At 46.1% G+C, this 21,258-nt stretch carries 14 protein-coding genes; 8 read left to right on the top strand and 6 right to left on the bottom strand.

Going from position 1 to position 21,258, the window contains the following annotated elements:
* Nucleotides 1-152: 152 nt before the first annotated feature.
* Nucleotides 153-5,309 (top strand): DNA/RNA non-specific endonuclease, encoded by a 5,157-nt coding sequence (locus tag E5S67_RS16190; protein ID WP_172188960.1) that lies wholly within the window; start codon nt 153-155, stop codon nt 5,307-5,309.
* Between the two features lie 46 nt (nt 5,310-5,355).
* Here the strand turns inward: E5S67_RS16190 and E5S67_RS16185 are convergent, their stop codons facing one another.
* Nucleotides 5,356-5,952 carry a pentapeptide repeat-containing protein gene (locus tag E5S67_RS16185; protein WP_172188958.1) on the bottom strand — a complete coding sequence of 199 codons (597 nt, stop codon included), beginning with the start codon at nt 5,950-5,952 and terminating at the stop codon, nt 5,356-5,358.
* Nucleotides 5,953-6,167: 215 nt separating this feature from the next.
* On the opposite strand from E5S67_RS16185, the gene E5S67_RS16180 reads away from it, so the two are divergent.
* Together E5S67_RS16180 and E5S67_RS16175 are read left to right on the top strand one after the other, a co-directional pair.
* Nucleotides 6,168-6,314 (top strand): hypothetical protein, encoded by a 147-nt coding sequence (locus E5S67_RS16180; protein WP_172188956.1) that lies wholly within the window; start codon nt 6,168-6,170, stop codon nt 6,312-6,314.
* 109 nt (nt 6,315-6,423) lie between these two features.
* Complete coding sequence (locus E5S67_RS16175) at nt 6,424-6,990, top strand: pentapeptide repeat-containing protein (protein ID WP_172188954.1); 567 nt, start codon at nt 6,424-6,426, stop codon at nt 6,988-6,990.
* 191 nt (nt 6,991-7,181) lie between these two features.
* On the opposite strand, the gene E5S67_RS16170 is transcribed toward E5S67_RS16175, so the two are convergent.
* The 3 genes from E5S67_RS16170 to serA all read right to left on the bottom strand — a co-directional run bounded on the left by E5S67_RS16170 (nt 7,182) and on the right by serA (nt 10,528).
* Entirely contained in the window at nt 7,182-7,712 is a 531-nt protein-coding gene (locus tag E5S67_RS16170) for a pentapeptide repeat-containing protein (RefSeq protein WP_172188952.1), read from the bottom strand.
* A gap of 157 nt (nt 7,713-7,869) precedes the next feature.
* Nucleotides 7,870-8,760 carry a 50S ribosomal protein L11 methyltransferase gene (gene prmA / locus E5S67_RS16165; RefSeq protein ID WP_172188950.1) on the bottom strand — a complete coding sequence of 297 codons (891 nt, stop codon included), beginning with the start codon at nt 8,758-8,760 and terminating at the stop codon, nt 7,870-7,872.
* A gap of 184 nt (nt 8,761-8,944) precedes the next feature.
* Nucleotides 8,945-10,528 (bottom strand): phosphoglycerate dehydrogenase, encoded by a 1,584-nt coding sequence (gene serA, locus E5S67_RS16160; RefSeq protein ID WP_172188948.1) that lies wholly within the window; start codon nt 10,526-10,528, stop codon nt 8,945-8,947.
* A gap of 288 nt (nt 10,529-10,816) precedes the next feature.
* Between serA and E5S67_RS16155 the strand changes: the two genes are divergently transcribed.
* The 5 genes from E5S67_RS16155 (at nt 10,817) to E5S67_RS16135 (ending at nt 17,360) form a co-directional block, all read left to right on the top strand.
* On the top strand, nt 10,817-11,323 hold the full coding sequence (locus E5S67_RS16155; protein ID WP_172188946.1) for a hypothetical protein: 507 nt from the start codon (nt 10,817-10,819) through the stop codon (nt 11,321-11,323).
* 84 nt (nt 11,324-11,407) lie between these two features.
* Nucleotides 11,408-11,998 (top strand): Uma2 family endonuclease, encoded by a 591-nt coding sequence (locus E5S67_RS16150; RefSeq protein WP_172188944.1) that lies wholly within the window; start codon nt 11,408-11,410, stop codon nt 11,996-11,998.
* Between the two features lie 213 nt (nt 11,999-12,211).
* Entirely contained in the window at nt 12,212-15,502 is a 3,291-nt protein-coding gene (locus E5S67_RS16145; RefSeq protein WP_172188942.1) for a DEAD/DEAH box helicase, read from the top strand.
* A 15-nt stretch (nt 15,503-15,517) separates the two neighbouring features.
* Nucleotides 15,518-16,342 carry an SWIM zinc finger family protein gene (locus E5S67_RS16140; protein WP_172188940.1) on the top strand — a complete coding sequence of 275 codons (825 nt, stop codon included), beginning with the start codon at nt 15,518-15,520 and terminating at the stop codon, nt 16,340-16,342.
* Between the two features lie 238 nt (nt 16,343-16,580).
* Nucleotides 16,581-17,360, top strand: a complete 780-nt coding sequence (locus E5S67_RS16135; RefSeq protein ID WP_172188938.1) for a photosystem II electron transport protein, Sll1252 family — start codon at nt 16,581-16,583, stop codon at nt 17,358-17,360.
* 202 nt (nt 17,361-17,562) lie between these two features.
* Here the strand turns inward: E5S67_RS16135 and E5S67_RS16130 are convergent, their stop codons facing one another.
* Nucleotides 17,563-19,020, bottom strand: coding sequence for a hypothetical protein (locus tag E5S67_RS16130; protein WP_172188936.1), 1,458 nt, complete (start codon nt 19,018-19,020; stop codon nt 17,563-17,565).
* 166 nt (nt 19,021-19,186) lie between these two features.
* Nucleotides 19,187-21,175 (bottom strand): CHAT domain-containing protein, encoded by a 1,989-nt coding sequence (locus tag E5S67_RS16125; RefSeq protein ID WP_246276810.1) that lies wholly within the window; start codon nt 21,173-21,175, stop codon nt 19,187-19,189.
* Nucleotides 21,176-21,258 lie beyond the last annotated feature (83 nt).

Genomic DNA, 21,258 nt, shown 5'->3' with positions numbered 1-21,258 from the left:
ACTACTTCGGTAAAGAGGGTATTTTTGCGGAAAGACGCGCATCTCAACTCGCTCCAAATGCGGCCAATCCCAAAAATTCTCCACAGATTGAAAGTGCCGAACTCAAATTCAAAGACGCAAACAATCAACCTTTTGAGAATAATTTACCTGTTTTGTTCCTGACGGGGAGCAACGTTTTAGCAGACAACTTTGGCGACCCAAAAGGTAGCCAATTCAGCGATTTAGTAGTAAAATTTTATGTTGGCGGCCAAACTTACGAAGGCACAATATTAACCAACCTCAGTCGCGAATTAGCAGACAATCAATTTGAAGTAGCCGTCAGAGTTCCCGACACCGTACCCTTGGGCGATTCCCGGATCGTCCTGGGCCGCAAACAGAATGAAAAAGTCAGTCAAAATCCGGCAGAACCAGCAACAGAAATTCTCTACAACAGCAATTCCTACCGGATTGAAAACGATACAGAATATGTTTTTGGGGCCCAGTGGACAGCGGATAGAATCGCCGTACTCAACGCTTCCGACCCCGAATCTGTTGTGGCAACAACTAACAGCAGCGACTTGCTAATTGGTAACATTGCTGTAGGTACGGACGATCGGCTAGATAGAGCCAGAGATTTGACTGTAACTAGCGACGGTTCTCGCGTGTACGTACCCCTGGAAGCTTCCGGTAGAGTGGCTTTGGTCGATCCGATAACCCGCCAGCAGGTAGATACTAAAGCGGATGTAGCTGGCTTAAACCCGATCGATTTGCCTAGCGGTGCATCGCCTCGTTCAATTGTACTTGATTCCCGCGACCAATACGCTTACATTGCTGACGGCAAAGCTGGCGGCAATTCCATATACGTTCTCGATATCAACCCGTTCTCCTCCAAGTATCACCAAGTTACCCAAACTATTACAGTTGGTGCAGCACCCAGCGGTTTGCGGCAGATGGCAATTAGCAGCGACGGAAAGAAGCTATTCGTTACCGCACCGAACGGTTTGAACAGCCAGATTTACGTTGTAAATATTGACCCCAAAGACCGACCCAGCGACCCCAGTCAGAACCCTAAAAAGTGGAATCAATTAATTGGAAATATAACAGCCGATGAAGGGGTAGAAGGATTAGCTTCTACGGTCGATCCGCTGAAGATGACGTTTACAAACAGCGGGAAAGATAGCAAAGGATTTGGGGTACTGGATATTACTAATAACGAGCCGCTGAGTTTTGCTGCGACTACTCGCTATGCAAATTTAGGGCTGGGTTCCGACTTTGATTACTTTGATCTGAATGAGGGAGTTTCGGTAACTGTTTTACCGGATGCGAGTTATGCGTTTGTTGTGGGTCGCAATTCGGACGCGAAATTTTTCGGTCAGGAATTGCCCAGCGTGGATGGAGACCCGCGGGCCGGGAGCAATATCGGCATTATCAAAGACCCGCTGACGAATCCGCAATTACTAGCAGCAACTCGACCAATTCCTGACGGATTGACTACTGATTTAGTGCTTTCTAGTGACAGCAAGTACCTCTATGCTTCTTATCCCAATTTGAGCGGTGCTAATGGCAAGGTGTATGTTTTTGACACTGAAGAATTCGTCAAAACAGTGACAAACCCCGCTCAATTTCAAATTGATGCTAAAGGTCGGGGTGTCGGGCTGCCTTTGTTCGACAGCACTACAGCACGAAATGCTACGGTTGCTGACCTTTCCACAGTACCCATCGATAATATTAACCCAGCGGTTAGTGTTGCTGCTGACTTCCAGATTCTGACTGATGCGAACAGCCAGTATACTTACGGCGTGCCGCCTGGTAGCAAGCGAGCTCCCGTTGCTGCGACTAACTCTCGCGGTTTGGCGGCGACACCGCTGGATTGGTTGGATTTAACTGGGCCAGGGGACAGTTCAAATGACTTGACTCCTACTTTAGAATGGGAATTTGACGAATTGCCGAGTGAAAATGTAGAAGAAGTTAACCTCTTCCTCAGCGTATTCGATGAAGGTGAAGGACTGCTGCCGTGGGATGAAGTTGTCGATTTACCAGACCCGAATGGCAACGAATTTCTTTTCAACCAAGGATTGAGCAAACCAGAACAGTTGGACTTATTGACAAAACCTTGGAATACTTCTTTTTACCGCAGCCAAGAGAACGACTTCAACCCCAACCGAATTCTAACTGCAACTTGGAAAAAAGGTGACGACGACATTGGCAAGTGGACTTTGGATGGCGGTCAAACATTTATTGAAGGTACAAATACCAGCTTCACGCTACCTGACAACCTCACTTTGACAGCGGGTCAGGAGTACAACTGGGCCGTTGAAGCTTGGAATAAAAATGGCAGCCGGAACATAGAGTTTGGCGATTTTTGGACGCCAATATTGACCGAGCCCGATGATGGTAATGATGTCTTCCCCAGCGTAACTGTGCTGACTCATGGCTTCAAGCCTCCCTTTAGTGCTCCCTTTTTTGATAACCCTGGAATTCCTTCAGAGTTTTACCAACTCGGCAATAGTATTGCCAATGCAGGTGCTGAGGACAACGGTTTGATGATGAGGTACGACCTCGCTACTGGTTATTGGGTTCCTGTCAACAAATATGGAGCGGTTGCGCCAGATTTCCCAGCAGGTGAGAATCCAGAAGATGACGCCGACTATCTCACCAAGTTGGAGAGTTACATAGCTCCATACCTTGACAACAATCAACCGTTAGTGCTGCTGAATGACTGGTCGAATAATAATGAATCGGCAGCTCCTGATTCAGGTTTTAGCGAAGCAGTGGCAGATACTTTCTTTGCTTCCCTCGTGCAGTTAGACCAACTGTTTATTGATGAAAATAGCACGGCCAAACAAGGAGCAATTTTCAATTCACCGCTGCATTTTGTTGGTTTCAGTCGGGGAACAGTTGTTAACAGCGAAATTATTCAGCGTTTGGGGACTCATTTTCCTGAAGCGGGTGGAAAAGAAAACTCTGATATTCGCGACCTTCAGATGACAACTTTAGACCCCCACGATTTCGACCAACCGGGGCTAAATGTGGTGACAGATAATTTCGGCGATTTCCGCGAACCGAAGGTTCAGGTTTGGGAAAATGTCACTTTTGCGGATAATTACTATCAGACAGTACCGGATTTATCAGGAGGTACGGTTTCGCCTGCGGGCCGGGATATTCCCAATCTTCCATCTACAGAAGATGGAAAAACAGCCCCCGGACTTCAGTTTCCGCGAGAAGGTTGGAGGTCAGAAAATCCCGATGCTACTGCTCCGCTGTTGGGAGAACCGGATTTGTCGGTTTTGCTGGGAACTAATAAAGATAATCCAGATTACAATAGCAGTCGTGCTGGGTTTACGAAGGAAACCGATCCTACTGTTGGTATTGCGGGAAGGGGAGCTGTACACGGACGTGTTTTGAGCTGGTATGGGGGGACATCAGATTTGTTTCCAACTAACTTCCCATTCGATGAAAACTTAGATGCTAATCCTCTTTTCCGCCGACGCGGCGATGGGTATCGCGAACCTTTGTTCGATAAGGACTTTTCATTTAGCGAGATTGCGAACAGTTCTGCTCGGGTTACACCTTGGTATACGCCGGAACACAGTTTTGAACATGGTGTTGATGGTGCTCCTTGGGAGGGAATTGGTACGGGGTGGTTTTATTCGGTTTTGGGCGGCGGGAAGGAGTTGCGGCCGCAGACATCTGTAGAGCGCATACCGGTAGATTTTGACAATACTTATGATGCCAGAATGCGGGGAGATTTTGCGGTTCCTACTTTGTTTAACGGCAATTTTGATGCTGTTTTTAATCCGCAGGGTGGTAATCGGACTCTTTTTTCTGATGCGATTCCTGGTTGGTCTTTTCATAATGGTGAAACGTCAGCGAGTGTAACTACAAGCAATCTCGTTGATGTGAATCAGCTATCTGCAACGGATGCTCCGGCTTTGGATGCAGAATTGGATCGCATTGGGGTCGATCGAACTCAAGCAAATTATGCTCTGAAGTTAGAATCAGGTCAAAGTATTACCCACAACCGTTTTGTCGTGCCTGAGTGGGGAACTTTGCGGTTCAATCTTCACGTACCTGAACTTACCACCAATGGAAAAGTCAAAGTTTCTATCAAAGGCAACACACCTAGCGATGAATACCAACTGTTAGAAACTATTGATGATGGTACGATCGATCTCAGAGCAGCAGATGGTCGCGTCAATCCAGGTTCTTCTGAAATAGCTTACCCCGTAGGCTATCCCGACACCGATACTTACAGGATTGGTTATGGAGACCGAGGATTTGAAACATTCCACGTAGACATACCAGAAGAATTGCGAGGCGAGGTAGCGACTCTCAAGTTTGAATTAACTGACGGCACTGTTTATCTGGATGATGTTTTCTTCCAAAGCATTTCTACCAAACTTGGGAATCCCAGCTTTGCCCGGTCTTCTGAAACTACTCACCGTGAAAACTACCTAATCGAGAAGCCACAGTACACGCTTTCATACAACGATGCTACCAAAGGCCCCAATTGGGTGAGTTGGCAGCTCAACAAAAGTTGGCTAGGTAATACAACAAGACCAGGACCAAAGACTGCCCCATCTGGATATCCTCCCGCAGGTTTTCCAGAGGGAACTTATCTGGCAGAGAAAGTAGACTATCCCTGGCTTGGAGATAACGATCTGCCTAGTAGCTGGGTGCGTACAGAGGGGCCTGATTATCGACGGAACCAGCGTGGGATGGAAAGAGGGCATATGACTCCAGTAGCAGACCGCGATCGTACCACTAAGGATGTTTACTCTACATTCCTCACCTCAAATATGCTGCCTCAGCATGAAGATAATAATCGCGGTGCATGGCAAAATTTTGAAAGCAATATTCGTACCTCCCTTAAAAATCCCAGTGTAGCGAGAGATTATTACATTGTTGCCGGCGGATATGGGTACGATCCAAATAAGGCGATCGGAAACAAAGTTTCAGTACGCCCAGATGGTCGCACGGAACTCGATCCCAAGGGAACTTGGACAGTGAATCCCAAAGGAATTTTGATTCCTGATTTTACTTGGAAAATCGTAGTACCTCTGGTTGCAGGTCAGAGTATTGACGACATTACAGCTAACACGGAAGTGGTTGCTATCATGGTGCCTAATCGAGAATCTCTGGTTACTCCGAGAGACTTCCCACTACCGGGGGAAACCAATCGCCAAATCACGAGTTGGAGTAATTGGCAAGATTGGCAGGTAAGTATTGATTACTTGGAAGGATTAACAGGATATAACTTCCTCTCCAACTTACCTGAGACTATTCAAGATAAAATAGAGGAGAGAGATAACGGATTACTGCCTAGTTAGCACAACACTGATTTCTCATGAAGCGGGTGTACATCCTGTCTCCGCTTCAGTCCTCAATCACGTTTGTGAGAGTGTTTCCTCCCGGCATGATAGTGTTTCTCACATAACAACGACCCCACCAGTTATCTTCGTCGAAAATGGCATCTCTCAGGTGGCAGTTGGAAAAACCTGCTTCCTCTAACATAACTTTTTTCAAGTTAGCGCCTTCTAGATCGCAGTTGGTCATATACACTTCCGCCAGCATAGCTCCCTCAAGATTAACTCGCTTGAGACTAGAATCTCTTATGGTGGCGTGGCAGAGAGAGGTCTCACTGAGGTTGGCATCATTCAACTCGACCTGCTCCAAGATGCTTGAGTTCATATCAGCACCGCTTAAGTTAGCACCACTTAGGTTGACATTTTTCAGTCTGGTATCATATAGTTCAGTACCGTTTAAGTCAGCATCGCTGAGATTAACACAACTCAAATCGGCTCTAGTCAAGTTAGCACCGCTGAGATTGATACCGCTCAAGTAATTTTGACCTGGTTCGAGTTCTTCGAGGTCTTCCACGTTAGCAACGTTTAAGTCAGCATGACTTAAATCAACTCCAGGGAAATCTCTCTCTCCCGCAGCGTAACGTCTATATAGTTCTTCAACGTCCATAGCTTTTTTGTGCAAGTTGTTGATACTTTCATATTAGCACTATCCCGGTTGATTTTGACAATACTTATGATGCCAGGATGCGGGGGGATTTTGCAGTTACCACTCTGTTTAACGGCAATTTTGATGCTATTTTCAATCCGTAGGGTGGTAGTCGAATTATTTTTTATGATGCGATTCCTGGTTGGTCTTCTCATAATGGTGAAGAGTTACCGAGCGTGTCTACAAGCGCTCTGGTTGATGTGAATCAGCTATCTGCAAGTGAGGCTCCGGCTTTGCACGCAGAACTGGAGAGGATTGGGGTCGATCGCGCTCAACCAAATTATGCGACGATCGAAACAGATAGTTCTAGCCCTCTTTTATAAATGACTTTTCCTGGCTAATAAGGCACTTAAACTTCATTAGTCAGGACTTACCCCAGAGGATAGAACTTCAGCATCATTTGAAAGTGTAAATAGATTAAAGAGGCAAGTTATGAACGCAGAAGAACTGCTCAAAAGATACGCAGCGGGTGAAAGAGATTTTCGTCGGGTTAATCTAGAAGATGCAGAACTAAGAGGCGTAAACTTGAGTGAGGCTGATTTCAGTGAAGCTGACTTAAGAGGTGCCATGCTGAAAGAAAGCAATCTCAGACGTACTATTTTCAGAGCGGCTAGATTGGAAGATGCTGATTTAAGTCATGCTATCCTGGACGAAGCAGATTTGTCTAATGCTAGTTTAGAAACTAATCTAGAAAGAGCTTCATTGGAGAGAGCTAACCTAAGTAATGCCAACTTGACAGGTACTAATTTCGGATTTACTAATCTCCGAAATGCCAACCTGCAAAATGCTTGTTTATTTGAAGTTAGCTTAGATCGAGCCAATCTGGAAGGAGCAGACCTTAGAGGTGCAATGATGGGTGAAACTTATCTGTACGAGGCCAATTTGAGAGGAGCACTTGTTGAAGGTTGCGATTTAGGCGACAGCTACAAGCGAAATACTATCATGCCAGATGGACAAGTTGTGACTGATGAAGATGCTGAGATAGAAACTGACGATTAAGCAAATCGAGGAGTTGACTGACCTTGACTTTTTCTCAAATATTCCCTCTGGAGATTGAGTAAATAATCGAATCAGAAGGCTGATGGTCTAGACAGCAAACAAATTAGTCTGGAAAGCTGGCTTGACCTACCAGGCTATTGACTTTTAATGAAATTTAGAAGCAGCAAAATGGAATACTTCTAGTTTAGATCCTAACCGCGTTGGCGGTTGCTATACTTATTTTTTGAGGGATAATTTTCATTATTAATAGTACCATCTGGCATGATAGTATCAAGGAAAATCAAACGCCCCTCTACATGAACTTGAAATGTTGCCCCCATCAAGTTAGCTCTGGTTAGGTCAGTACCAGCCAATCCTGTACAAAACAGGCTGGCTTCTCTCCAGTCAACATCAATTAGGTCGCATACCAGGTCGGCATAATCTAAAATAGCTTTCCTCAAATTGGCACCAGTCAATATAGTACCACATAGGGTAGCAGAGTCTAGGTTAGCACTACTCAAGTTAGCAGCGCTGAGATTAACATGACTCATTTTTGCTCTAGTCAAGTTAGCACTGCTGAGATTGATACCGCTCAAGTCATTTTGACCTGGTTCGAGGTCTCTGATATCACCCACGCCAGCAACGTTTAAGTTAGCACGACTTAAATCAACTCCAGGGAAATCTCTCTCTCCGGTAGCATAACGCCTATATAGTTCTTCAACGTCCATAGCTTTCTTGTTCAAGCTGTTTATACTTTCATAGTAGCGCGATTACTTCTACTTTTTATCAATAAATATATCAAGCTGTGCGAGAGGTTGAACCCGATCGCATACCAAGTAATCCAGATGGCTCAGAATGAATACAACAGTCCTAAAATCTCAACTCTCAAATCTAAAAACGCTAACTGCGCCGAATATTAAAACAACACCAATCTTGGCGCTTCCACAGAGTAGCGACAATCCAGCCGTGCTGTTCGAGAGTATCGGCAATTGGCTTAGCTTGTTCGAGCAAAATGCCGCTGAGCACGGCCCAAGTAGTCGGTTTGCTAATTGCAGTGAACTGCGGGATTAAATCAATGATTACTTCTGCTAAAATATTGCAGATCAAACCGTCGATCGGCTCATCTACCATTTCTTTCAAGCGATCGATACTGCCGAGATCTGCAACTAACTGCTGAGAATTAACGCGGTTGAGTAGTCTGTTGCTAATGGTCGATCGCACTGCCAAAGGATCGGTATCCAAAGCATAAACTTTTGTAGCGCCCAACAACACCGCGCCGATCGACAAAATACCCGATCCGCAGCCGATATCGGCAACGATGCACTCTTTGTCATCAAAACCGAGACGCATTTCCAGCGACTCCAGACAAAGTTGAGTAGTAGCGTGAGCACCGGTACCGAAAGCCACACCGGGATCTAAACGCAAAATAACGCGATCGGTATCAGTCGGTGGGGGCAGCCAGGCCGGATTAATTAAAAAGCGATCGCCCACTTCTTGAGGCTGCCAGTGCTGCTTCCAAGTGCTGCCCCAGTCTTCCTCTTCAATCAAATCCCACTGCATCGCAGGTAGGGGCAAGCCTACACACAGAGCATCTTGGCGCAGCCACAGAGACAGAGCGGCCAAATCCAGCAATCCTGCCTGTTCTTCGGGCAAATAAGCCGACATCAGGCAGGAATTGCTTTTGAGCTCAGTAGCAGTTCCCCGACAGTTAAACCGTTCCAGACGCCAAAAGATGATATCTTCCAGCGCCGGGTCGCAAAGAATTCTAATTTCCCACCAGCTATGTGCCATAACGATTTTAGATTTTAGATTTTAGATTTTAGATTGGCCCAGGGGAACTGGAGACTGGGAACTGGGGAGTGAGGAATAAGGATTGGCTAATAGAAAAATTCCCGCTTTCTTGCCAATTACCAACGATCAATTACCCATTACCAATTATCAGTCCTGGCATCCAAAATCTAAACTCCAAAATCCATCAAAGATTTACCGTGTAAGCATCCCGAATTCCCGGAACTTTGAGGATCTCGGCCAGTATCCCTTCTGGTAGAGGGTCATCGAGGCTCAAAACCATCACCGCATCGCCTCGCACGATTTTACGGCCTACCTGCATACTGGCAATATTGACATTAAAACTGCCCAATTGGGAACCAATTTTGCCGATAATCCCCGGCATATCGCGGTGCAGGGTAAACAGCATATGGTGAGTGGGGGAAACGTTGACCGGGAAATCGTCAACGCTGGTAATCCGAATTTCGCTTTCGCCGAGCACTGCACCTGTCACGGTGTGTTCGCCGAGGGTTCCCTTGGCCGAGAGGTGCAGGGAACCGGTATAGTCGCGAATCGAGGCGTCTCTGGTTTCGACGACCCGAATTCCGCGTTCTTTGGCTTCAATGCTGGCGTTGACGTAGTTAACGCGCTCTCGCAGGGCTTGGGAGAGCAGGCCTTTGAGGGCGGCAACGACTACGGGCTGGCTTTGGTTGTTGGCTAATTCGCCTTGCAGTTGAACGTTGAGGTAATCGACTCGGCCTCCCGCTAGCTGGCTGACGAGGTTGCCGAGGGTTTCGGCGAGTTGCAGGTAGGGTTTGAGTTTTTCGATCGAGTCTGGGAAAATGCCGGGTATATTCACAGCCGATCGCGCGGGCAATCCCAACAGCACGTCGCGAATTTGTTCGGCAACGTCGATCGCCACATTCACCTGAGCTTCCGCTGTGGATGCTCCCAAGTGGGGCGTCAGCACGATGTTCTGGCCGACATTCCGCAGCGGGGAATCGGCTTCCAGGGGTTCGTGTTCGTAAACGTCTATAGCTGCGCCGGCGATCTTACCTTCTTTGATGGCTTCTGCTAGGGCTGCTTCGTCGATGATGCCGCCTCTGGCGCAGTTTATGATGCGGGCCGTGGGCTTCATTTTCGAGAGCACTTCAGCGTTAATTAAGTGCAGGGTTTCCGGCGTTTTGGGGATGTGCAGGGTGATGTAGTCGGATTCGCGCATCAGCAGTTCGAGTTCTACCAAGCGGCAGCCCAACTGTTCGGCTCGTTCGGTGGAGATGAAGGGGTCGTAGGCCAGCAGTTTCATGCCCATTGCTTTGGCTGCGGCGGCGAGGTGGGAGCCGATTTTGCCCAAACCGACGATGCCGAGGGTTTTTTTGTAAACTTCTACGCCGATAAAGCGGTTGCGTTCCCATTTACCCGCTTTGACGGATGCGTTGGCTTCCGGGATGTGGCGCGACATGGAGAGCATCATGGCGATCGCGTGTTCGGCTGCGGCGATCGTGTTGCCTTCGGGGGAATTGACGACTACAATTCCTTTGCGGGTAGCGGCGGGTACATCGACATTATCTACGCCGACGCCGGCTCTGCCGATGATTTTGAGTGAATTCCCGGCTTCAATGATTTCTTTGGTAACTTGGGTGCCAGAACGAATCATTAAAGCGTCGTAATCTGGAATAATTTTTACCAGTTGTTCGGCTGAGAGTCCTGTGTTTACGTCAACTTGGGCGACTTGGGAGAGGATGTCAATTCCGGCTTGGTCGATCGGATCGGATACTAGAACTTTAGGCATAGCAAGCAATTGAGTGCAATAGTAAAAATAGACCGAGCGTTGGCGAGCTCAAAGTTGAGACTTAGACTTAGAGCAGTATCTAACAGCTCAGCTCAAGCTTGCCTTTGTGCAGTTTGAATTGTATCTGTATTCGGTCAAGGTCGGCCGTTTTTTGCGTGAAATATTTTAGCTTTGCGGGCGATCGGAGTTTACGGCCGTGTTAAAATCCCCCAATTGCTTAGCTAGTATGTCTTTTCGGGATATAATAGACTTTGGCTATTTCAGCCTAACTATCAGGAATTATTGTCAATGAATTATCTTATCGCCGTACTGCCCGATCGAATTCAAGCCGAAGCTGCCTACTGTGCTCTGGAAAAAGAAGGCTTGCCTATGAAGCAAGTGAGCATTTTGGGCCGCGGCTACAAAACTGCTGATGAATTTGGCTTGATCGACCCCAACCAGCAAGCGAAGAAACAAGCTAAACTCATGGCTGTTTGGCTGATTCCCTTTGGCTTTATTGCTGGCGTTACTTTCAGTCTGATGACTGAGTTGAAGACTTTTGCGTGGGCGGGCGAAATTGGCGATCACGCGATCGGTGGCTTACTCGGTGCGATCGCCGCTGCGATGGGCAGCGTTTTTGTAGGAGGCGCGGGCGGTATGGCTTTTGGTAGCGGCGATGCTTTGCCCTACCGCAACCGTTTGAATGCGGGTAAATTTTTGATTGCGGTTAAGGGTACTGACGATTTGACTGGGAAAGCTGCGAATATTTTGCAGCAGTTTGAACCGGAAAATATCCAAGGTTATACAGAGACTTAGTTATTTGTTGACTGTCAACTGTTGACGGTTAACTGTTAACTGTTAACTGTTGACATTTTACTCGTGTAATATTTGGAGGCAGTTATGGAATCACAAACTATCGCCCTCAATTCTCCCCTAGAATTAACGCTCGAATTAACAGACGAGCAGTTTTTTCAGTTGTGTCTAGACAACCGGGATTTGAGATTTGAGCGCACTGCTAGTGGAGGATTGATTATTATGCCACCTACAGGTAGCGAGACTGGTAATTTCAACATTGACTTATCCTATCAACTTCAATCTTGGAGCAGACAAAATAAGCATTTGGGAATTGCTTTTGATTCTTCTACTGGATTTAAACTGCCCGACGGTACAGATATTTCTCCCGATGCTGCTTGGATTCGGCGCGACAGATGGGATGCTTTAACTGCTGAAGAAAAAAAGAAATTTGCGCCGATTTGTCCCGATTTTGTGGTGGAATTGCGATCGACCACTGACTCCCTAGAAAAATTGCGGGCTAAAATGAAACTGTATGTGAAAAATGGAGCGAGGTTGGGATGGTTGCTCGATCGCAAAAATAGAAAAGTAGAAATCTCCCGTCAAGGTAAAGAAGTAGAAATTTTAGATGAACCTGCAACTTTGTCCGGTGAAGATGTACTACCCGGTTTTGTGTTGGATTTAACGGATATTTTTTAAATTTGTAAGAAGACTCGGCGGTTGAAACCGCATCTATCTAGTCAAAACCCGCCTCTGCTAGTTAAAGAGGACAAGTGGGGTAAAATTACGTTATTCTCTATAGTCGGCATCCAGCAGACATGGTTTGTATAAACCTGCTTTCAACCGCCTTTTTATCTTTTCCCACTCATTCATGATATGATAGGCGGCAAAAGGTTGCGTTTGGTATGACCTATGAAAATCCTCCACGGGACTTGGATTCCTCAAACAGAAGAGAGTTTTGTTCAAGGTGGAACTTTTTGTCTTTGGGTTGAAACCACTCAAAAGAAAAAACAGCCTGCTAAGGTTCATCCCCGACAATTGGAGACGGCACAGTTAAGAGAGTTTCTAACGAAAGAAGCCGGGATGCAACTGCCACCAGTCAGCAATACAAGTGCGATGGGGCGAGAATACGCGATCGTCCCTCGGTATTTTTTACTGCCCACTGCTGACAACCAGCCGCTGCCTTCTTTAGAACTAGCGCGATATTTAGAGACAGAGTTACCCGAAACATTTGAGTTGGAGTATTGGCAAGTTGATTGTGTGTCCATCGCCACCCACACTTTGACTAAAGTATTGAACGATCTGCATTTTTTTGCCCTCTACGATTTAGCAGAAGTTCAGTTTGGTTCAAACTTGCTATTTTGGTATCACTACACCCAAAATTTTAAGCAAATTGTTCTGAAAGATCATTATATTCCGGCGTTGCGCTATCGAGAAACTGCTCCGATCGCGATCGCACCCATCGAAACATCCGAACCCGCTGAGAAAGCCACGCGCGGGCGTAAGAAAGCGGGCGAGACAAAAACCAAAACAACTGCAAAAACTCCAAAAATACCTGCCAAAATTGCACCCAGCTTTGAGATTTATCCGGGATGGGAAATTGTTTCAACACAGTACGAAACTGATTTACAACGCTATGTTGAATGGATGCCTTTAGTTTGTGTGTCCGGTTTTCGGAAGATCCAGCTACAAGATACACCAAAGTTCTACGATCGCGAACGGTTGCTGCGGCATTTTTCCGAGTGTGCGATCGCGGAAATTGTCACTCAAACCCCCATCCCAGCATCGTTTGAAAATAAGATTGCGGATTCTTTACTGCAAATCTGCCTCAACCAAACACGAAAAATCGCGCGAGTAAGCCTTGAACAATACCGGCAATGGCAAACCTGGCGCGATCGCATTACGCGCAATCAATCTGCTGACTCATTCTCCCTCTGCTTTCAACTACAATCCCCCGAAAACCCCGAACAGCCTTGGATTTTAGAGTTTCAGGCGGCTGCGAAAAAAGACCCATCTCTGCGGGTGCCGTTGCAGGATTATTGGCGATCGCGATCGACTCAACAAAAACAGTTGCAAACACAATTCGGAGACAACTTTGAGCAACATTTGCTGACAAATCTCGGCTACGCTGCCCGCATTTATCCCCAACTTTGGCAAGGGCTAGAAACCGACAAACCCGTTAACATTACCCTCAGCTTAGATGATGCTTTCACCTTTCTCAGCGAGTCCGCTTGGGTATTAGAAGATGCCGGATACAAAGTGATTGTCCCCGCTTGGTGGACGCCGAAGGGACGACAACGGGTGAAGATTCGCCTGCAAGTCAAAGGGAAGGGCAGCAAGAGCGCTGCAATCAAGGGTAAAGGATTGTTTTCGGCGGATTCCTTGGTGGAATATCAATATGAATTGGCGATCGGGGGTGAACGGGTTAGCGAACAAGAATGGCAGGCGTTAGTAAATAGCAAAACACCGCTGGTGCAGTTCCGAGGACAATGGATGGAACTGGACAAAGACAAGATGCAGGAGATGTTGGAGTTTTGGAAAAAACATCGCCAAGAAAACCCCGATTTAAGCCTGATTGACTTTATGAAGTTGACGGCAGAAGGAGAAGCGAGCGAACAGTTGGAGGTTGAGCGCGATCGGGCTTTATCGGATATGTTGGAGAAGCTGAACGATAAGAGTCGGTTAGAGTTAATTGCAGATCCAGCAAAGTTTCAAGGCAAGCTACGGGATTACCAAAAACGGGGCGTTTCTTGGTTGAGTTATTTGGAAAGTTTGGGATTAAATGGCTGTCTTGCCGATGATATGGGTTTGGGTAAATCGGCGCAGGTAATTGCTCGATTATTGCAAGAGCGGGAAGTTTTATCTACTAAAAAAGAGACGGAAAAAAAGACAGAAAAAGCGATCGCACCTTCGGTTCTACCCACGTTGCTAATTGCGCCCACATCCGTAGTTGGTAACTGGCAAAAGGAAATGGAAAAGTTTGCTCCAGAATTGCGAGCGCTCATACACCACGGCCCTGGGCGCTTGCAAGACGCCAAGGAATTCAAAACCGCCGTCCAAGGTTGCGATATGTTGATTACTTCCTTTACCTTGGCGCGCAAAGATGAGAAACTGTTGAGCAGCGTAGCGTGGCATCGCTTAGTAATTGATGAAGCGCAGAATATTAAAAATCCGAAAGCGGCGCAAACAAAGGCGATCTTAAAGTTGCCTGCTACCCATCGGTTGGCGCTGACTGGAACACCCGTGGAAAATCGATTGCTGGATTTATGGTCAATTTTTAATTTCCTCAATCCGGGCTATCTGGGTAAAGAGGCGCAGTTTCGGAAGTTGTTTGAGATCCCGATTCAAAAAAATGGGAGTCGCACGCAATCGGCAGCGCTCAAAAAATTAGTGGAACCCTTTATTCTCCGGCGCCTGAAAACCGATAAGTCGATTATTCAGGATCTCCCCGACAAAGTTGAGCAAAAACTCTACTGCAATCTCACCCGCGAGCAAGCTTCGCTTTATGAAGCGATTGTCAAAGAGGTAGAGCAAGAAATTGACGCGGCGGAAGGGATGAAGCGCAAAGGGATGATTTTGGCGACACTGCTGAAGCTGAAGCAAATTTGTAACCATCCGCGCCAGTTTTTGCAAGATGAAAGTGAGTTTACACCAGAGCGATCGCACAAACTGGAACGGCTGATCGAGATGATTGAGGAAGTCAAAGCAGAAGGCGAAAGTTTATTGGTATTTACGCAGTTTACAGAACTGGGAAGCGCGTTGGAAAAATATATTAAACAAACGCTACATTACAACACTTACTACATCCACGGGGGCACCAGTCGCGAAAAACGGGAACGGATGATTTCAGAGTTTCAAGATCCAGAGTCTGAACCTTCGGTATTTATTCTGTCACTGAAGGCGGGCGGCGTGGGAATTACGCTGACAAAAGCCAATCACGTGTTCCATTTCGATCGCTGGTGGAATCCGGCGGTGGAAGATCAGGCAACGGATCGGGCGTTTCGGATCGGACAACAAAAAAATGTGTTTGTGCATAAGTTTGTAGCGATTGGCACTTTGGAAGAAAAGATTGACCAAATGATTGAAGACAAAAAGAAATTGGCAGGGTCAATTATTGGTGCGGATGAGTCGTGGTTGACTGAGTTGGATAATGAGGCATTTAAGAAATTAATTAGGCTCAATAAAAATGCGGTTCTAGATTAGGAGAAGCCAAAAAATATGTCACAATTTACTCGGACTTGGTGGGGCAATAAATTTATCGAGGGTCTGGAAAGATTTACTGATTCTGGGCGGCTCGGACGGGGACGTTCCTATGCACGGAATGACAAGGTAAAAAGCTTTAAGATTAATGATGGCTTAGTGAGGGCAGAAGTAAGAGGCTCGGTTAATCCTTATTTTGGGGTTTATAAGGAGCCTCTGTACAAAACTAAAATTGAGTTTGAGCCGATTAGTCAGGAAAAGTGGAAAGTGGCGATCGCCCAAATGGCATCAAAAGCCAGCTTCATTTCTCGGCTGCTGCTCAACGAAATGCCCGACAATATTGAAAATGCTTTTGCACCCCTCGGATTGCACCTTTTACCCAGCAGCCGCGAGGACTTTAAGACTACTTGCTCTTGCCCAGACTATAGCAATCCCTGCAAACATATTGCCGGAGTTTATTATTTGGTGGCGGCCGAATTGGACAAAGATCCATTTTTACTGTTTGAATTACGGGGGCTTTCTAAGGAAGTGCTGCACCGCGAATTGGCAAAAACGCCTTTGGGAATGGCACTTTCTGCCGAGTTAACGGCTGATGCAGCGGCTCCTGTGGCGGTGGATTCCTATTACACGCAGGCGATCGCCAGTGAGGCGCAAACGGTCAGCCTGAAAGAGTTTTGGCATGGTGCGAAGCGATTGCCACAGACGATTGAGGTGGCAGCGCAAAGTGGGGTAAGTGCGATCGTGGTGAAGAAACAGGGAGATTTTCCACAGTTTTGGCACAAGGATGGTTCGTTTATTGAGGCGATGGAAGAACTGTATTTGCGGGTGAAGAAGAATAAGTAGTTGGGTGGACAATTTTGCTGCCATACTCGATCGAGCTCTTGCAAAAACTTTAACTCGAAGACTTCATAGATTTGGTACAATAATCGTGCTCATCATATCAGCTTTACCAGCAACTAAAATCCTACGATCGTTATTTGATGATCTTAGACTATAATTAAAGTAGCGTGACTGTTAAAAAAGTAGACTTTTTACTTACAGCAATTTTTGGCAATTTCAAATTAGAATCTAGCATTAACTGATGTTACAAAAAGAAGAACTGTTAAAAGGCATCGAAAACCGCGAATGTGTGGCGCGGGTACTCGACCAAGCGGAACAAGCAATTAAAACTTGGGAAGTTACTCAGACTGATTTTCTGTCTCCTCCAGAATTGGCGGACACTCTGACGGTATTTAAGCGCTTAACAGACGTGGAATTAGTGGCTTGGGGTGGCTACCCGCAAGCTGAAAGACAAAGAATTGCGATCGCGCGATCGGATATCCCGATCGACTCTGCTAGCGTTAACGTTGCTGCGGTAGAAATCGCTGGCAATTTCTTGTTCGATACAGCTTCTCACCGCGACTTTTTGGGGGCGATGTTAGGTACGGGAATTGTCCGGGAGAAAACTGGCGATGTGATTGTTTTGGGAGAACGCGGCGCGCAAGCCATTGTCATGCCGGAGATGGTAGAGTATTTGGAGATGAGTTTGCAGCAAGTGCGATCGGTTCCTGTACAAACGCGGCGCATTGAGTTGAGCGAACTCAAAATTAGAGAACCCAAAAAGAAAGAAATGACAACCGTTGAAGCATCCATGAGATTGGATGCTGTCGCCTCGGCTGGGTTCGCAATGTCTCGCAGCAAAATGGCCGATTTAATTGACAGCGGTGACGTGCGAGTTAACTGGAAAGACATTACTCAAGCTAGTTATAATGTCAAGTCTGGAGATTTAATTGCTGTTACCGGCAAGGGAAGATTGGAAATTGGGGAAGTTGCTGTTACTAAGAAGGAACGCTACCGAGTCCAGTTAACTCGATATTTGTAATTTATAGCCCAGAAACCGGGTTATTTTACCAGCAATTGAGGACACGGCAATGCCCTTTCCCTACCCCAAAACATCGTAGCAAGGGCGAGGGATCGGCCGCGATCGCCCTTGCGAGGATATAACCATCGCCCGAGGATTAATTGTAGGGAAACGGCACTGCCGTGTCCTGATTTCGGACGTGTCCTGATTTCGGCTAACTCATTTATCGGGGAAAAGTTTTCCTTACCCACACGGCGATACCCAGCATTAACAAGCCAAATAGTAAGCCAAACAGCAGACTCCAGATAATAGTCGCCGCAAAGGGATGCAGCGGTAGAGAAAAATCGAGTTGCCATTGAATCGGTTTATCCTTAATTAGAGGATAGGCGGCGGAAAAGATTTGTCCGCCGCCGATCGCAGTTCCGACAAAAAAGATGATATTCTCAAGCTGGCGATCGTGCTTTTTCTCCCCGTCTTCCTGTTCCCTGTCCAATTCTACTTGTTCAATTTCCACCATCCCCCGCACAGTGGATATCGACTGCTGGAACAAATCTTGACTAGCAATCAAGTAGTTTAAATCTATTTCAATTTGCCGCTGATATTTATTCTCAGCCAAATCTAGAAACTTCTGCAAGAAATCTAGATTATCGCCTGGGATGCACAAACTTTTAATTTTTGTCAAGGCATTACCATAATTTTCAGCATTAGTGTCAATAGTATTTCTGTCTTCTTGCAAATACCGCACTTGCTGAGCACAATCAAACATTTTAGTGCGGACTTCAGCCAGCAATTGCTTTAACTTCTGCAACTTAACTTGTCGATTTTGTTCGCTTTCTATTTGACTGAATTCGGGAAGCTTCTTTTCTAACTCGCTGACTATTTGCTGTGCTTTTCGATACTTTTTCCTAGCTTCGCCATACACAAATACAATTTTAGCGCGAGAGCACAGCAGATTCATCAAGTTAGAATTAAACGCCAGGGTTGCGAATTTCAAAGTTTGGGAATTCTCTCGCAACCATACTAAAAAATGACACCGCTGACGCGCATCATCTTCGCGGCTGTCATACTCAAAAATCGGACTGCCGAATAACTTTCCTTCGGCGCGAAACTCTACTAATGGTTGCTGTTTATCTTGTACAAAAGCTTTAACCGATTCGTCAGCTAGTTTGCGGTAACTATCATAAACTGCTGGTTCGGCGTATAATAATAATGTTTGTCCCAGAGAGGGTTTAATTGCATTTGGCAACAAGCAACCTTGGGGATTTAATCGAGTTAAGTCCGCTACTTTCATTGTGACATTTTTATAGTAAAATGTCAAGTCTGCGGTGTAAGTGTCGTGAATTCGTAGGGCATAGATAGAACCATCAAGTTTCTGGTTATCTGGCTGAATAATTTGCGGAAACTTCAGAGTTTTTCCACCATCTGGAATTAGCAATTGTTCGTTAGTCAGATTTTCCCGTTCGCCGTCGGGATAATACACACCGTTTTTGTAGCAAATTAGCTTGTCTCTGAGGGATTTTAGTTCGTGGATGTTAAATTCTTTGCCGACATTATCTGCTAGATTGTCCCACAAGGATTGAGCATTTCTGGCTACTTGTCCGTAGCCTGCGTCGCTATCATCCCGCAGGTGGAAAGGAAAGAGGGTAATGCTGGGATTTTTAATTTGCCATTCTTGGCTCATAATCAAGTTTGTTAATTATTTTAGGGGATTCCGTGGCGGTTCAAAGTCCCCCTTATTAAGGGGGATTTAGGGGGATCGAGACTGGAGTGCAAGCGAGATTTATCTGTGACTCCACATTCCTCCGATCCCCCCTAGCCCCCCTTAATAAGGGGGGGACAAGAGTTTTTTATGTCGATTCTGTGCCCGAAGTATCAGTTTCAACCACATCCACAGAAGACTCAGACAAACCCAATCGAATCTTATTTTCCTTCAGCGTTTCGTAAAACTCCCTCACAACTTCCTCCGGTGCATCACTATCAGTCCCGCCCGCAGCCGCTTCATAAATTTCATTCTCCAAATTATCTTCAATTTGAGGGTTATTTTTGCACCAATCCTTGATTCTTTCAGCTATAACATTCACATTATCCATCGCACCAATATCAATCGCGGATAATTCGGCGACAAATTGCGGTTCCGATATTTTCAATAACTTACTAAAAGCGACCACAATTTCTTTAGGTTTATCATCGGGAAGTGACATGACTAATCTCCTTAAATCTGTTTTTTCAGTTGATAGCGGTAAAGTTTCGGTTTCGCCAATTAAAGTGAATGCAGCCCAAGCTTTCGGATTCGGAAATTGAGCTTTTGTAGTTAGCATAGCACACCGCAAAGCCGCTGCTCGATTGTCGCCCCGTGCTAAATTTTTGTAGAATTCCGTCATTAGCAATTTGGCTGTTGGTGTACCTATATTCCACAGGGAAACGATGATGCTGGGGACTCCGGCGAGGATGAAGCAGCGCGACAATCCGACAACTCCATCTCCGGTAATTTTACCGCGCCCGGTGCTGCACGCGCTTAATACTACGAGTTCGGAATCGAGTTTTAATTGCAGGATTTCTGCGGCGTTAAGTGCGCCGTCGTCATCTCCTGATGGTGCTAAAATAATCGCGCCGGGGATGCCGGAACCTTGGAAATCGTCGAGGAGTCCGTGGGCGGATAAATGGACGATGCGCGTGTTTAGCATCCTGTCTAAAATGGCGACTTTTGTGGCATTGTCTCCGCTAATTGCTTGGGTTCCTAAAGTTGCGGCTATGGCTTCGGCGGCTTCTTTTGCCCTGGGGATTTGGCGGAGTTTGTAGGGGTTTTCGTTGAATTTGGCGGCGATGGTTGGATCGCCGACAATTAGGGCGGCTTGTCTCAATCCTCGCACTCGCTGTTGATGTTCGGCGGTTTTTTCTAATACTTGGATGGAAGGGGCGGTGAGGATGGTATGATCTTCGATTAGGTAGCGGTTGTTGCTATCTTGCAAGGCGGCGAAAGGAACTAAAAATAAGTCGTAGTGGGGGATGAAGATGATGGGATTATTGGCATCGGTGGGGAGTAAGTCAATGATTGGTTCGATTAGGATTTGATGGAGGAGTTGCAGTAGGGGAAAGCGGCCTGTTTCGTCTCGTTTGTACTGGGATTCTAGCTGAATTTTGTTGCCTTGGTCGTCGGTTTCTTCGGTGCCGATGGAGACGCGGGTTTTGAGGATGATTTGTTTGAGGGTTTGGTTTTGTTGGTTGAGGGGTTCGAGGTTGGCGGCGTGATGGGTGATGTTGCCGTTTGGTTGGATTACCCAGATGTAAATGATGTCTGAATCAATAATCGAATATTCAACGATTGTGGAGTTTCTGTCGCGGGCGATTTGTTGGATTTTGGGAATTGATAATCTTTCTGCTTGGTCATTCGCTGGTAAATCATTTGTTAATAAGGTTTGTTGCAATAACTCGACGAAGGCACGGGTGCGCGACATTTCTGATATTTCTAAGGCTTCATCGAATTTAGTTTGGGCGACTAGGACTTGTTGCAGCAGGCGATAGGCAAATACTTGGGTTTCAAAGATTGAAGCTTTATGGTCATTATTAACTAATTCAGAACGCAGAGTTTCAAGAATTTTGATTGAGGCACGAAGTGCTGTTTCAGCTTGCTCAAGCCAATAATTATCCGAAATAATGAATATTTTTTTAAAAATGAAAGCTAAAATTTTGGAAAGACTTTTATAACGCATCCTAAGTCCGTTGCTGACTTGATAGTAAGCTAATCCCAAATTGCCTAGGGAATTGGCTTCCCATTGGCGATTTCCTATTTCCCGCGAAATCTCTAAAGACTGTTGGTGAAATTCAATCGGGAGCATCCCGGTTTTGTAAAAGTGCTATCCAGAGAGGATAATAGGTAGAGCGTCAACAGAAGCGTGAACTGCATTTGTAGGAGGAGTGG

This window comes from Microcoleus asticus IPMA8 (genome assembly GCF_013179805.1).
Lineage (GTDB): Bacteria > Cyanobacteriota > Cyanobacteriia > Cyanobacteriales > Microcoleaceae > Microcoleus > Microcoleus asticus.
This window is presented reverse-complemented; position numbering and strand designations above follow the sequence as displayed.